This is a genomic window from Pukyongia salina, from assembly GCF_002966125.1.
Lineage (GTDB): Bacteria > Bacteroidota > Bacteroidia > Flavobacteriales > Flavobacteriaceae > Pukyongia > Pukyongia salina.
The window spans coordinates 2,027,248-2,041,479 of sequence record NZ_CP027062.1 but is presented as its reverse complement, the minus strand read 5'-3'; the positions used below and the strand labels follow the sequence as shown (position 1 = coordinate 2,041,479).

Below are 14,232 nucleotides of genomic sequence, written 5' to 3'. Positions count from 1 at the left end.
TTATCGTGTGAACAGCAGCTCACGGTATTTGGTCAATGGCCAGATCTCATCATCTACCAATAACTCCAGCTTGTCGCAGTGGTAACGGATCTCATCGAAATAAGGTTTCACCTTATCACAATATGCAAATGCCCGCTTTTCTGCATCCTCTATTTTGTTTGCTTTCTTGCGTTCATTAATCATATCTGTAATTCCTTTGTTGATCTGTGCGATATGCTCACTAATGCTCTCAATAAGCTGCATTTGTTCACCGGCAAACTTCTTGAAAGTGCTTCCGTAGATATTCTTCAACCCCTGTACGTTCTCTATCAATAAATTCTGATAACGAATTGCAGTAGGTATTACGTGATTTCTTGCGATATCTCCCAGCACTCTACCTTCAATCTGAATGTGCATGGCATATTCTTCCACCTGAATCTCATGACGGGCTTCGATCTCTACCTTGGTCATGATGTCCAGATCCTCATATAGTTTTATCGCCTTCTTGGATACATTCGCTTTCAAGGCCTGAGGAGTGGTTTTATTATTGCTAAGTCCGCGTTTGGCTGCTTCCTTTTCCCAGGCTTCGCCATAACCATCTCCTTCAAATCTAATCTTCTTAGACTTCTTTATATATTCTCTCAGTACGTTAAAGATCGCGTCATCCTTCTTCATCTTCTTGTCCTTGATAAGGCCATCTACACTCTCCTTGAATTCGATAAGCTGCTGCGCTACGATAGCGTTAAGTACCGTCATAGGCATAGCGCAGTTGGCCATAGAACCTACCGCTCGAAGTTCGAACTTGTTTCCTGTAAAGGCAAAAGGAGAAGTACGGTTTCGGTCTGTATTATCCAGAAGGATCTCCGGGATCTTCCCAACAACATTTAGTTTAAGTTCTGTTTTCTCCTGTGGTGATAACTTGCCGTTCGTAACCTTCTCTAATTCATCCAGGACTTCGGTTAACTGAGAACCAATAAATACCGAAATGATAGCGGGTGGTGCTTCATTGGCACCCAAACGGTGATCGTTACTCGCACTTGCGATAGCCGCTCGAATTAATTCTTCGTAATCGTGAACCGCCTTTATGGTGTTTATAAAAAAGGTTAAGAATTGAAGATTCTTCATGGGAGTGCTTCCCGGGCTCAATAAGTTGGTACCTGTGTTGGTAGCAAGAGACCAGTTGTTATGTTTCCCACTTCCGTTGATTCCGGCAAATGGTTTCTCATGAAACAACACCATAAAATTATGACGATCTGCTACTTTGTCCATTACGTCCATCAACAGGGAGTTGTGATCTACGGCCAGGTTAGCTTCTTCAAAAATAGGTGCAAGCTCGAACTGGTTTGGGGCAACTTCATTATGCCTGGTTTTCACAGGCACCCCTAATAACATACACTCTGTTTCAAGATCGCGCATATAATTAAGGACACGTGTTGGAATGGAACCAAAATAATGGTCGTCCAGTTGCTGTCCCTTAGCCGATGCATGCCCTAGCAAGGTTCTCCCGGCTAGAAGTATATCCGGACGGGATGCCGCCAAGGCCTTATCGATTAGGAAATATTCCTGCTCCCAACCTAAAGTTGCATTTACCTTGGTCACGTTTTTATCGAAGTACTTGGCCACAGCTGTTGCAGCCTTATCCACAGTTTGCAACGATCTCAATAATGGAGTTTTATTATCCAGCGCTTCTCCGGTGTAGGCTACGAAGATAGTGGGGATACATAAGGTGGTTCCATAGATAAAGGCTGGTGAAGTAGGGTCCCAAGCCGTATACCCCCTTGCTTCGAAGGTATTTCGAATACCTCCGTTGGGGAAGCTGGATGCATCCGGTTCTTGTTGTACTAATTGTCCGCCACCAAATTTCTCGATAGCCTGTCCATTCTCGACAGTTTCGAAAAAAGCATCGTGCTTTTCTGCGGTTGCGCCCGTTAAAGGTTGAAACCAGTGTGTATAGTGAGTGGCTCCTTTGGAGATGGCCCACTCTTTCATTCCTGTTGAAATATGATCTGCTACGGCGCGCTCTATCTTGCTGCCATTTTCGATCGCATCCATTACACTTTTATACGAATCTTTGGTTAAGTACTGGCGCATTGCATGCTCGTTGAACACGTTGGCACCAAAAATAGAAGACCGTCTTTCAGGTTCTGTGACGGCTATCGGTTTGCGATTAAAAGTCTCTTTTAACGCACGAAATCGTAGTGTAGACATAATTGTACTGTAAATTTTAGGGTTGAACGAGGCAAAAATAACTTTTTTAAACAGAGACCCCCCTCTTTTTTTAATAAAAGTTATTAAAAATTAACACTAAGGTGTTCATAACCCCCCTAAAATTTACTTTATATTAAAAAAATGTACTCGTTGCTTGGAAAGAAGAATAATTAGTTGAGAAACGCCATGCTTACAAACAGGGCGTACGCAGTAACAATGATCACCCCTTTATAGCGTCCAATCTCATATTTTCTCGGAATGAATGCCAGCGGAATAAGAACAGCAGCAAACCCTATCATCCAGAAAATATCATTGCTTAGCACTTCTTCACTTTTTACAGCAATAGGCTGAATAACCGCCGTGATCCCAAGTACCGAAGCAATGTTGAAAATATTGGAACCGATTAGGTTCCCCAATGAAATGGCTTTCTCCTTTTTAAGGGCTGCGATCACCGAAGCGGCTAGTTCGGGTACACTGGTACCTACAGCGATCATAGTAACCGCTATTACCCGTTCACTTACACCCAGCGTGGTAGCCAGATCAACCGCACCATTAACCAGAAGCTCACTTCCTCCCCATAATGCAAGTCCGCCAATTACCAACCACAAAACGATCTTCACGTTAGACACTACAGCTAAGGTATCGTCTACTTCTTCAGGTGAAGCTTTCGCCCGGCCTCCTCCCCTTGCCCTCCTTATTAATAAAAAGAGATAGACAAGTAGTAAGAGAATAAACACCCCCCCTTCCAGCCTGTCGAGTTCATTCCCGGTTGATAATAGCACATACAGGGCAACCGATAAGAACATCATTACCGGCCAGTTAAACTTGTAGAAATCTCGGTCTATCACCAGCGGGGCGATCACCGCAGTTATACCCATTACCAAACCAATATTGGCAATGTTGGATCCTATTACATTCCCCAGGGAGATATCACTATAACCATCGAGAGCGGCATTTACACTTACCAGTAGTTCGGGAGCTGAAGTTGCAAACGAAACCACAGTTAACCCTATCACCATTCGGGAAAGATTTAACTTAAAGGAAAGGGCCACCGAAGATCGAACCAGATATTCTCCACCTAATACAAGCAGGACAAGTCCGATTAAAATATAGAGTATACTCATATATAATAAGGTATGCCGCGAAGATAAAAAAAAGCGACCGCCGATGTAACCTTTCAAAGTAAATAAATTGAAGCCTTAATAAAATAATTAACTAAAATTTAAGTTATATAACTATAAAAACAGTTGTATAACTATAAAAATAGTTTTATGTTTGTTGTATGGAACGATTAACAAATAAAGAAGAAGAGGTAATGCAGGCCTTATGGAAGCTGGAAAAAGGCTTTGTTAAGGACATCCTTGCCCAACTACCCGAGAAGCAACATTACAATACCATTTCCACTATTGTTCGCAATCTGGAAGAGAAAGGCTACGTGGCATACAACGCCTATGGTAAGACCCACCAGTATTATCCGCTGGTATCCAAAGAAGAATATACCAAACGTTTTATGAATCTTGCCATGAAACGGTATTTCAACAATAATTATAAAAGTATGGTTTCCTTTTTCGCTAAAGAAGAGAAGATCAGTGCGGAAGAATTACGAGAAATCCTTGAAATAATCGAAAACAAGAAGTAATATGGAAATTATCATCTACTTGCTTAAGTCGGCCGCCATCCTCACCTTATTTTATGTGATCTATATTCTTTTTCTTCGGAAAGAAACTCATTTTACAGCCCATAGGTTCTATCTGCTTGCCGGGGTTGTTGCCTCCTTCCTGCTACCAATACTTTATTTCACTCAAACGGTGTATATAGACCCACCTGTGATCTCAGAAGTTACTATGAGTACTGTTGATCATCAACCCTCTGCAGTAATTGCCGAACCCGGTTTCGAGATCGACTGGTGGAATGTACTCCTGTTGTCCTACCTTATAGGATGTAGTTTTGTTTTCTTCAGGTTTGTACGTGAGCTAACTTCGCTAATTCTCCTGCTCCATAATAATCCCTCTAAACGCTACAGGGGATTCAATTATGTACGGGTAACGAAAAAACTGGCCCCGTTCTCCTTTTTCAATTATATCGTTTTCAATCCCGAATTACACCAGGAGGACGAACTGCAAATGATACTTAAGCATGAGCAGGCACACGCATTTCAGTGGCATTCTACAGACATCATACTTGCAAATCTGCTCATCATTATCCAATGGGCGAATCCGCTGGCCTGGTTGTACAAGAAAAGCGTAGAGGAAAACCTGGAGTTTTTGGCAGACAATGCCACTATCATTTCTGTAGATTCGAAAAAAGACTATCAGTTAGCCCTTGTAAGAGCGTCATCGGCTCGATATACACCCTCATTAACAACAAATTTTTATAAATCATTCATCAAAAAACGAATCATTATGTTAAACAAACGCACATCAAAAAAGCACCATGTTCTCAAGGTAGCTACCGTATTACCGCTTCTAGCAATCTTTTTATGGAGTTTCAACATTCGGGAAGAGATCGCTTACAAAGAGGTTATCCCGGAGTCTATACCCGAAACGGTATCAGATAATTTGTTGAATTCTGAAAATCCTTCAGAAATAAATTCTGAAAAACAACGTGAAACCGGCAAGATCGCGGCCAGTGAAAAATCTTTCAGTAACACCGAAAACCTTCAGAAGGAAACCATTGCCGAAATTTCCGAAGAAAAAGAAACGAACCGGATACCTGCTGTGACCACCGGCGGCGATATAGAGTTCAAGATCACCAAGAACACCACCGATGCAGAACTGGAGAAAATGAAGAGTAAACTAAAAAAGGATCACGGTGTCGAAATTAGTTATTCTGTAAAAAGAAACAAGAACAAGGAGATCACCTCTATTTCTTTTCAATACAGCAGTAAAGACAGTAATGGAAATTATTCTATTTCGGATGATGAGGCGATCGCGGATTTTGTTTTCTATATCAAGGAAGACGGGAAAAGTGGATTCTATTCTGAAGAAGTTGAAGCCAGACGAGCCGAAAGAGCTTATGCCCGTGCAGAAAGAATGAAGGAAAGGTCGGATATGCGCAGGCGTGAGATAGAAAAAGTAAGAGAAGACCGGGATAGAATGCGGGAAGAGATTAGAGAAGAGCGTGATGTGATACGTGATGAAATGACAAAAAAACGAAGAGAAATGAAAGACCGGTTGAGAGAAAAGCGCAAGTCGGTTATCATAGAAAGTGACGACGATGACGGTGGTCTGTTCGATGACGAGGATGAAGAAGAGATCGTAAAAACCTATAAAATTGCCGGTTCTGGAAGCAATGAGGCCGAGGATAATATTTTCGTTGTAAGCTCGGGTAAAGGTAAATCGGGAAAACTCATGCTAAGTGACAGCGACCACCACATAAGGATCGATAAGAACACCACTGATGCCAGTTTAGAGAAAATGAAATCCAAGCTGGGCGCCAAGGGTGTGGATTTTAAATACAGTAAATTAAAGCGAAATGCCAATGGCGAGATCACGAGTATTCGTATTACTGTAGACAACAATAAAGGAAGTAAACAAACGATCTCTGCTCAGGCGGATGATGGTAAACCTATTGACGATCTTCTCATTGATATTCAGTAGTACTTCCGGTGTTGAAGTGTTTATCCCGCCTTTCGGCGGGATTTTTATTTGTATTTTTAAGATATGAAAAAGCATATTTTCAAGCTGCTTGCAAAACTCAATAAGGCAATTTTGCCCAGTTATTCCAAAAGGCGATTGGATCTTACCAAGGCGACAAAACTACAGCTTGCCATCTTCGGGTACCGACTTTGGGTAACAAAAAATGCGTTGGATTAATACGTTAACAGCGACCGTATGTCGTGTCTTCTAATCTTATCGGAACCCCGAAGGAAAGACAATTCGATCAGGAAATTACATTGTACGATCTCCCCACCCAGTTTTTCAATGAGTTTACAGGCCGCCTGCGCAGTTCCCCCGGTTGCCAGTACATCGTCGTGAAGCACCACCTTATCCCCTTTAGAAATAGCATCCTCATGTATTTCCAGCGAATCCATACCATATTCCAGCAGGTAAGGTTCTTTTAAGGTATGGTAGGGTAATTTACCCGCTTTGCGTAGTGGAACGAAACCAGCGTTGAGCTCTTTAGCAAGCAGGGTAGCGAAAAAGAAACCCCTGGATTCTATCCCAACTACTTTATCTACGTGCTGCCTTTCGGTAAGATTTGCCAGCTCTTCTGTACAGTAAGCAATGGCCTTCGCGTCCATGAGCAGTGGGGTGATATCTTTAAATACCACTCCGGGTTTGGGAAAGTCCGGGATATCCCGGATCAAGGATTCTATATCGATCATGTTTTTTTTGAAAAAGTGCTTTGTCGTTAAAGGTAAAAAGAAATATATTTGCACCCCTACAGAATAGGGCGTAATTTTGCAAACTATCTGAGGAATAAAAAAGGCCTCGTGGCGCAATCCGCCTGAGGCGGACAGGCTGAATACGAGCCCGCCTATGGCGGGGCGCATCTGAGAAACATATGAAATATTATGTTTACGTTCTTAAAAGTACAGTGATCGAAAAGCATTATGTTGGTTTTTCAACAAATGTCCCCAGGCGATTGCGTGAGCATAACGCGGGAAAGAATCGATCAACTAAACCTTACCGACCCTATGAAATCCTCTTCATAGAGGCATTTGATAATAAGGAGGGAGCTCTTTCAAGAGAAAAGTTCCTGAAAAGTGGTCAGGGTAGGGAATATATAAAAAAGGCCTCGTGGCGCAATCCGCCTGAGGCGGACAGGCTGAATACGAGCCCGCCTATGGCGGGGCGCATCTGAGAAACATATGAAATATTATGTTTACGTTCTTAAAAGTACAATGATCGAAAAGCATTATGTTGGTTTTTCAACAAATGTCCCCAGGCGATTGCGTGAGCATAACGCAGGAAAGAATCGATCAACTAAACCTTACCGACCCTATGAAATCCTCTTCATAGAGGCATTTGATAATAAGGAGGGAGCTCTTTCAAGAGAAAAGTTCCTGAAAAGTGGTCAGGGTAGGGAATATATAAAAAAGGCCTCGTGGCGCAATCCGCCTGAGGCGGACAGGCTGAATACGAGCCCGCCTATGGCGGGGCGCATCTGAGAAACATATGAAATATTATGTTTACGTTCTTAAAAGTACAATGATCGAAAAGCATTATGTTGGTTTTTCAACAAATGTCCCCAGGCGATTGCGTGAGCATAACGCAGGAAAGAATCGATCAACTAAACCTTACCGACCCTATGAAATCCTCTTCGTAGAGGCATTTGATAATAAGGAGGGAGCTCTTTCAAGAGAAAAGTTCCTGAAAAGTGGTCAGGGTAGGGAATATATAAAAAAGGCCTCGTGGCGCAACTGAATAGCGCATCTGATTACGGCTCAGAAGGTTGCAGGTTTGAATCCTGCCGAGGTCACTTAAGAATGAAAAGCTCACTTTCCAGTGAGCTTTTTTATTTGAATGAGATCAGAGCTTGCTCTGGAATCGTATTGAAAATAAAAAAATCACAAACCGCAGGTTTGTTGCTTTTCATTTAGACTATGGAGTTCAAAGGAACACCGAAGGTAATCCTGCCGAGGTCACGAATAATTAGTTCAATTAGAAAAAACGCCAAGCTTGCTTGAGCGTTTTTTTGTTTGAACTAATTTCAAAGCGGAGCTTTGTTAGGAACACCGAAGGTAATCCTGTGTGTTGCGTGTAAAACGGTTTACTGTAATAAAGAGCACACCGCAGGTTTGTTGCTTTTCATTTAGAGTAAGGAACTCAAAGAAACATTTGCCTGTAAAATCTCACCTCTTAGGTGGTGGGTTTATAATTTTTATAGAATGAAGCAATTCCCCCTATACAATTTCAGCCGAAAGTCCGGCATTGAGTAAAAGGGTGCAACGAGGTTTAAGGTCTTCAAAAGGGCCGGTTTTTACCGTACACTTACCTTTGTAATGAACAATAAGCGAACATTGCTCGGCTTGTTCCGGGGTGTGATCGCAGGCATGGATGAGCATTTCGATAACATGATCGAAGGTATTTACCTCATCATTGTACAAAACGATCTGGTTTTCTATGCCTTCTTTTACGGCAAGAAGTACTTCTTCTTCGTGTTTTTCGCGGGTACTCATAACAAAGCTAATTTACAAATTTTACGGCAACCCAATTATTCCGAAGCTTGTTATTAACATATTTTAACCCGTGGGTAACACAGCTTTTCCGGATGATCTCGAGGTCTTCTAAATAAAAACCGCTAAGCAACAACATCCCGTCTTCTTTAAGTATATCCGCATAGATCCCGATATCTTTCAGCAAAACATTCCTGTTGATGTTTGCGATCACCACATCGTATTTTTTTACTGAATCTATCACTGTCGAATCGCCTAAAGCTACTTTGATATTCCTGCAATTGTTCCTGCTTATATTCTCTCCCGAATTCTCCACACACCAGGCATCTATATCGATAGCATCCACATCCCCGGCCCCGCGCATCTCGGCCAGTATGGCCAGCACAGCCGTACCGCACCCCATATCCAGCACTGTTTTGCCTTGCATATCAGCCTCTAACAGGTATTCCAGCATCATATGAGTGGTTTCATGGTGTCCCGTCCCGAAAGACATTTTTGGTTCTATGATGATCTCGTAGCTTACATGGAAAGTACTATGGAAAGGAGCGCGAACCACACATTGCTCTGAAACTTCAATAGGCTCGAAATTTCGCTCCCACTCTTCGTTCCAGTTTACCTGTTCTATGATCCGGGAGGTGTAGCCAATAATGAATTCCTCATTATTTAAAAGCTGAACTCCCTCCAGCTTCTCTGGCTCCCACTTGTCCTTCAGAATGTAAGCGTCCACCCCTTCATCCGTCTCAACAAAACTCTCGAAGCCTAGTTCACCTAACTGGGCGATAAGTATCTCACTTCCCGGCTGCAATGGTAAAACACTAAACTTATATTCTATGTAGGTCTGGGCCATGTATGTTGCTCTGATGCAAATTATTTAAATGCGTTTACAATGGCCATAAAGCTTTCCGCGTCCAGAGAGGCTCCCCCAATGAGACCACCATCCACATCTTCTTTACCAAATATCTCTGCTGCATTTCCGGGTTTTACACTTCCTCCATATAATATCGATACTTCCTTTGCAGTCGCCTCAGAAAAGTGTTCGGCAATAGTGCGACGTATAAAAGCATGCATTTCCTGCGCCTGTTCCGGGCTGGCAGTTTCCCCTGTTCCGATGGCCCAAACCGGTTCGTAGGCAAGTATTACCTGCTTCCAGTCGTTTTCAGAAATTTGAAAGATCCCATGCTTTAATTGATCTTTAACCACATCAAATTCGCGTCCGTGCTGACGGTCTATCAATTCTTCTCCAAAACAAAAGATCACGGTCATATCATAGCGAAAGGCTGTTGCCACTTTCTCCGCCAGAAGCGCATTATTTTCTCCGAAATAAGCTCGCCGTTCACTATGACCAAGGATCACATGTTTTATTCCAACACTCTTCAGCATGGCCGCCGAAACCTCTCCGGTATAGGCGCCGTTCTCAGCCTGGTGCATATTCTGTGCGGCAACGGTTATAGGGTGGTCCTTAACCGATTGGAAGGCGTGTTGCAGATTGGTAAATGGAGGCGCCACCATAACCTGCGTCGACTCCGGTATGATCTGTGATTTCAATACATTTAAAAGTGCCTCGGTTTCCGCCAGGTCGCAATTCATTTTCCAGTTTCCGGCTACAATTTGTTTTCTCATGAGTTGTGTGTTGGTGTTAATATATATGCGAGTTGGTATGTTATTTTTTTCAATTACCAGCTTGGCTATTGCCTGCTTATCTTCGGGTCCAGCCAGCCGTAAATTACATCTACCATAATATTTATGAATATAAACAAAGTTGCAATAACCAGGACCGCTCCCATGATCACAGGCAGATCCAGAGTGTTTAAAGCATCTACAATTTCTTTACCCAGGCCATTCCACCCAAAGATATACTCCACAAAAACCGCCCCGGCAAGCATGGAGGCAAACCATCCGGAGATGGCCGTAACTACCGGGTTGAGGGAGTTCTTCAAAGCGTGCCTGCGAATTATAGTGAAAAACGCCAGACCCTTGGCCTTTGCTGTACGGATATAGTCCTGACTCAAAACTTCGAGCAGCGAATTACGCATGAGCTGTGTTACAACCGCCAGCGGACGAATCCCCAGCACAACAGCAGGGAGGATTAGATTCTTCCACATTACGTACTTCCCTTCGCCAAAATCGTCTACCTCGTAGAGACTGCCGGTCATATTTAGGCCGGTATATTCATGCAATAAATAGCCAAAGATCCAGGCAAAGATAATCGCACTGAAAAAGGAAGGTACACTCATCCCAAAGGTGCTTACCAATTGTATGGTCTTATCTATCCATCCATCTTTGAAGAGTACCGATATGATACCAAGTAATATCCCTAAAAGCATCGCTATGATAATGGCCGAAATAGCAAGGATGGTGGTATTAGGCAAGGTTTCGGATATCACATCACTTACTTTCTTTCCATTTTTCTGAAAGGACTCACGCAGATAGGGAGGTTTGATAACCACCGCCGTACTTGCAGTTTCAAAAAGCGTTTGTGCGTTGTATTTATCCTCCGAAAGGAAGGTATAATCGCCCTCGTTAAGGCTGTGAAAGGAGAGGGGAGAAAGATCGTTTAGGTAGTATAAGTATTGTTTCCCGATCGGTTTATCGAAACCATACTTCTTTTTCACAATAGCTACCTGCTCTGCGGTTTCGTTCTGTCCCAGCATCATGCGTGCAGGGTCACCGGGTAATATGGTAAAAAGTAAAAATATTACTGTTACTACCCCCAGAAGTGTGAGGAGTGCGTAACCAAATTTTTGAAGTATATATCCAACCACCTAGTCTTTATTAACATCTTCCATGGTTAATACCTTGTACTCAAAGTCTTCTCCAAACAGATTCTTCGCATAAGCCTCAATGGTCGTTTCGAAGCCGGCCTCTTTTCTCCGCTCATTTACACCTTCCGGATCGGCAATAGGCCAAATGAGATCGCCGCGTTCATCATCGTAGGTCATCCCTTGAGTTCCATAGATCTGAGGCTCTCCTTTTCCCATGAGATATCGGTCTTCCATCATGGCAACCAATCTAAAGGGAATCTCGCCCTTCTGCCCAGCTTCTTTGATCATGGGTAGATATTTTTCAATATGCTTGGGATTGTGCTGCAATACATACCAGGCTGCCGTATTTGCATCGCCTACCATGGATGTACCGGGATAACCCCTCGTATCGAAGATCCCTGTTATATAATTCATGTTCAAACTGTCTATGGCAGCTTGCTTAGCCCATAATGATCCAATTGAATAATCCGCCTCTTCAAAACCTGCTTCAAGCGCGGCTTTTTCACGTTCTTCTTCTGTTTCCAGGTACATCAGTTTGCGGTATCGCTGATCGAGCACTGCGATACTATCGAGGGATTTCTTTAGGACCGGGTCTGGCTGTACGCTCGTTTCCGGAAGGTTGCGCAATTTCAATTCTGACGCATCGTTCCAATGTAGTTTTTGCTTAATGGTTCCTTTCTGAAGCTCCAGAATTCCGGGATTACTTCGTACGATCGTTTTCAAGGTCGTCATATCGCAAAAGTAAAACTTGAAATTTAGCTTGTAGTCGCTGGCAAGTGCTTCTGTATCTTCTTCGGAAGAAGCTGAAAGTCCGATCACCCGATATCCTTTCGCCAGCGCGTCGTCTGTTACCGTCTTGATCTTATTAAAGCCATCCATTTCAGAAACACTAAGATTGTAGGCGATCACCACAATAAGATTTTCCATGTTCAGGAAAGTGGTGGTATGATCTTCTCCTCCCCTTTCCATACTGAAATCGTGAATGGGTGGTTCGTAGCCCGCCTGTATCTCTGTGGTCTCCACGCCAATAAATTCACCATCCTGCTGCGGATAATCCCCGTTAGTAACGATCACTTTTTCTTCTCCGTTCACTTGAAACTTCCAGGCATATTCGAAGATAGGTTTAGGCGCATCCTCTGGGATGGTCATCCCTTCAGATATATTGGCCCCGATCTTATAGGGCCTGAAATCGATAATAGGTAAATGCATCAGTACGTGATAGGTGATTCCCAGGCATACCACCAGGGAAGCGAATACCGTAATACTGCGGATATTTCTACTAAAAAAGGGCTGAATATATTTTCTTCCGAAGAACAAGATCAGGATAAGCACCAATAGAACTACATCCTTGTAGAACGACTCCCAGGGTGTTAACTTAAGTGCATCCCCAAAGCATCCGCAATCGGTAACCTTTCCTGTCACTGCCGAATAAAAAGTTAGAAATGTGAAGAATACGATCATTAGTAGCAGGCTCCAAAGCGTAAATCTTCGGGCATAACCAACCAGGAGCATAACTCCAAGTAATACTTCGTAGATCACTACAAATATTGCTATCACCAGGGCATAGGGTGTGAGAAATTCAAGGTTGAGCACCTCCGGAGCAAAATAATCCTGAAGTTTAAAGGAGAAACCTACCGGGTCATTTAGTTTTATGAGTCCGCTAATTATAAATAAGACGCCTACAAATACTCTGGAAATGCCAACTACTATTTTCATGAATATGCTTTTAAATGAATTAGGGCGAAAACCGCATAATTTATCATATCCTGGTAATTAGCATCGATCCCTTCGGAAACCAGGGTTTTTCCTTTATTATCTTCGATCTGCTTTACACGCAGGAGTTTTTGCAGAATAAGATCTGTTAATGAGCTTACACGCATATCTCGCCATGCTTCGCCATAGTCGTGATTCTTATCCATCATAAGCTGTTTGGTAAGTGCCACCTTTTCGTCGTATAAGGAAAGCGCCTCCTCCAATGCCATGTCGGGCTGTTCTACGATTCCTTTTTCCAATTGGATGAGGGCCATGATACAATAATTGATGATCCCCACAAACTCGCTAACTTCTCCTTCATCCACTTTTCGAACATCGTTCTGTTGAAGACTACGGATTCGCTGTGCCTTGATAAAGATCTGGTCGGTAAGTGATGGCAAGCGAAGTATTCGCCATGCACTTCCATAATCTTTCATTTTTTTTTCAAATAAGTCTCTGCAACGGGTAATGACTGCATCGTATTGTTTGGAAGTATCGGACATCAGGTCTCTGAGATTTTGCGTAAATTTCGCTTAAATAAATCAATTTAAAAAATTGTATTCGATCAATTGTAAAGGGAAGCTTATCGATCTAACCACCCCTCGGGTGATGGGGATTATCAACCTCACGCCAGACTCATTTTACGACGGTGGAAAAACCACAACTAGCAGAGAAATATTATTGCAGGCGGAGCGTATGCTAAAGGAAGGAGCCAGCTTCCTTGATCTGGGAGGCTACAGTTCGAGACCGGGCGCCAGTGATGTTTCCCAGGAAGAAGAACTTAATCGTGTATTGCCTGCACTGGAGGCCATCCTGCAGGAATTTCCTGAGGCTATTATTTCCATAGATACCTTCCGTAGCGAGGTAGCTCGACAAGCCATTTCGATTGGGGCAGCTCTTATAAATGATATTTCAGGTGGTATGCTGGACCCGGAGATGATTAACACTGCTGGCCAATTGAAAGTTCCCTATATAGCCATGCATATGCGAGGCACTCCTCAAACAATGACACAAAACACTAACTACGATGTGCTTACCCGGGATGTGCTTACCTATTTTTCGGGGAGGATAAAGGAGGCGAATGCTGCGGGTATCAATGACCTCATCATAGATCCCGGTTTCGGGTTTTCGAAAACACGAGCACAGAGTTTCGCCCTGCTCAACGAACTGGAATTGTTTAAAGAACTGGAGCTCCCTATTCTGATAGGAATATCCCGAAAATCGATGATCTATAAAACATTGGACACTACTCCCGAAAACGCCTTAAACGGAACCACTGCCCTTCACAGCATAGCATTGCTTAAGGGCGCGAATATTTTACGTGTACATGATGTTAAGGAGGCAATGGAGTGTATTTCCCTAATTTCTGAGCTTAAAAGAGCCTAGCAACTTTTAAATTTTTAAACTACT

The 14,232-nt window shown here is 43.0% G+C and carries 16 protein-coding genes and 1 tRNA gene; 8 read left to right on the top strand and 9 right to left on the bottom strand.

Annotated features, from left to right (window positions below):
• Together C5O00_RS09260 and C5O00_RS09255 are read right to left on the bottom strand one after the other, a co-directional pair.
• The gene (locus C5O00_RS09260) at positions 1–2,187 is read right to left on the bottom strand and encodes a glutamine synthetase III family protein (protein ID WP_105216592.1); all 2,187 of its coding nucleotides are present in this window, start codon (positions 2,185–2,187) and stop codon (positions 1–3) included.
• A gap of 170 nt (positions 2,188–2,357) precedes the next feature.
• Positions 2,358–3,311, bottom strand: coding sequence for a calcium/sodium antiporter (locus C5O00_RS09255; protein WP_105216591.1), 954 nt, complete (start codon positions 3,309–3,311; stop codon positions 2,358–2,360).
• Between the two features lie 158 nt (positions 3,312–3,469).
• On the opposite strand from C5O00_RS09255, the gene C5O00_RS09250 reads away from it, so the two are divergent.
• The 3 genes from C5O00_RS09250 to C5O00_RS09240 all read left to right on the top strand — a co-directional run bounded on the left by C5O00_RS09250 (position 3,470) and on the right by C5O00_RS09240 (position 6,002).
• Positions 3,470–3,826: a BlaI/MecI/CopY family transcriptional regulator gene (locus C5O00_RS09250; protein WP_105216590.1), complete on the top strand. Its 357-nt coding sequence runs from the start codon at positions 3,470–3,472 to the stop codon at positions 3,824–3,826.
• 1 nt (position 3,827) lies between these two features.
• On the top strand, positions 3,828–5,786 hold the full coding sequence (locus C5O00_RS09245) for a M56 family metallopeptidase (protein ID WP_105216589.1): 1,959 nt from the start codon (positions 3,828–3,830) through the stop codon (positions 5,784–5,786).
• A gap of 63 nt (positions 5,787–5,849) precedes the next feature.
• The gene (locus C5O00_RS09240; protein WP_105216588.1) at positions 5,850–6,002 is read left to right on the top strand and encodes an SsrA-binding protein; all 153 of its coding nucleotides are present in this window, start codon (positions 5,850–5,852) and stop codon (positions 6,000–6,002) included.
• Here the strand turns inward: C5O00_RS09240 and C5O00_RS09235 are convergent.
• Entirely contained in the window at positions 5,999–6,514 is a 516-nt protein-coding gene (locus C5O00_RS09235; protein WP_105217624.1) for an adenine phosphoribosyltransferase, read from the bottom strand. The genes C5O00_RS09240 and C5O00_RS09235 overlap by 4 nt on opposite strands.
• Positions 6,515–6,693: 179 nt before the next feature.
• Between C5O00_RS09235 and C5O00_RS09230 the strand changes: the two genes are divergently transcribed.
• From C5O00_RS09230 to C5O00_RS09215, 4 genes are all read left to right on the top strand, one after another.
• The gene (locus C5O00_RS09230) at positions 6,694–6,993 is read left to right on the top strand and encodes a GIY-YIG nuclease family protein (protein WP_105216587.1); all 300 of its coding nucleotides are present in this window, start codon (positions 6,694–6,696) and stop codon (positions 6,991–6,993) included.
• Between the two features lie 7 nt (positions 6,994–7,000).
• Positions 7,001–7,300, top strand: a complete 300-nt coding sequence (locus tag C5O00_RS09225; RefSeq protein WP_105216586.1) for a GIY-YIG nuclease family protein — start codon at positions 7,001–7,003, stop codon at positions 7,298–7,300.
• A 7-nt stretch (positions 7,301–7,307) separates the two neighbouring features.
• Positions 7,308–7,556, top strand: coding sequence for a GIY-YIG nuclease family protein (locus C5O00_RS09220; protein WP_105216585.1), 249 nt, complete (start codon positions 7,308–7,310; stop codon positions 7,554–7,556).
• Positions 7,538–7,611 (top strand) — tRNA-Arg (locus tag C5O00_RS09215). The genes C5O00_RS09220 and C5O00_RS09215 overlap by 19 nt, the downstream gene beginning before the upstream one ends.
• A gap of 424 nt (positions 7,612–8,035) precedes the next feature.
• Here C5O00_RS09215 and C5O00_RS09210 read toward each other — a convergent pair.
• From C5O00_RS09210 to C5O00_RS09185, 6 genes are all read right to left on the bottom strand, one after another.
• Positions 8,036–8,311 carry an ATP-dependent Clp protease adaptor ClpS gene (locus C5O00_RS09210; protein WP_105216584.1) on the bottom strand — a complete coding sequence of 92 codons (276 nt, stop codon included), beginning with the start codon at positions 8,309–8,311 and terminating at the stop codon, positions 8,036–8,038.
• 7 nt (positions 8,312–8,318) lie between these two features.
• Entirely contained in the window at positions 8,319–9,155 is an 837-nt protein-coding gene (gene prmA, locus C5O00_RS09205; protein ID WP_105216583.1) for a 50S ribosomal protein L11 methyltransferase, read from the bottom strand.
• A gap of 20 nt (positions 9,156–9,175) precedes the next feature.
• The gene (tpiA, locus tag C5O00_RS09200; RefSeq protein WP_105216582.1) at positions 9,176–9,928 is read right to left on the bottom strand and encodes a triose-phosphate isomerase; all 753 of its coding nucleotides are present in this window, start codon (positions 9,926–9,928) and stop codon (positions 9,176–9,178) included.
• 65 nt (positions 9,929–9,993) lie between these two features.
• Entirely contained in the window at positions 9,994–11,070 is a 1,077-nt protein-coding gene (locus C5O00_RS09195) for an ABC transporter permease (protein ID WP_105216581.1), read from the bottom strand.
• Positions 11,071–12,786 (bottom strand): BT_3928 family protein, encoded by a 1,716-nt coding sequence (locus tag C5O00_RS09190; RefSeq protein WP_105216580.1) that lies wholly within the window; start codon positions 12,784–12,786, stop codon positions 11,071–11,073.
• On the bottom strand, positions 12,783–13,325 hold the full coding sequence (locus C5O00_RS09185; protein ID WP_105216579.1) for a DUF1599 domain-containing protein: 543 nt from the start codon (positions 13,323–13,325) through the stop codon (positions 12,783–12,785). Before C5O00_RS09185 ends, C5O00_RS09190 begins: the two co-directional genes overlap by 4 nt.
• A gap of 52 nt (positions 13,326–13,377) precedes the next feature.
• On the opposite strand from C5O00_RS09185, the gene folP reads away from it, so the two are divergent.
• Complete coding sequence (gene folP, locus C5O00_RS09180) at positions 13,378–14,208, top strand: dihydropteroate synthase (protein ID WP_449421189.1); 831 nt, start codon at positions 13,378–13,380, stop codon at positions 14,206–14,208.
• The last annotated feature ends 24 nt before the right edge of the window (positions 14,209–14,232 follow it).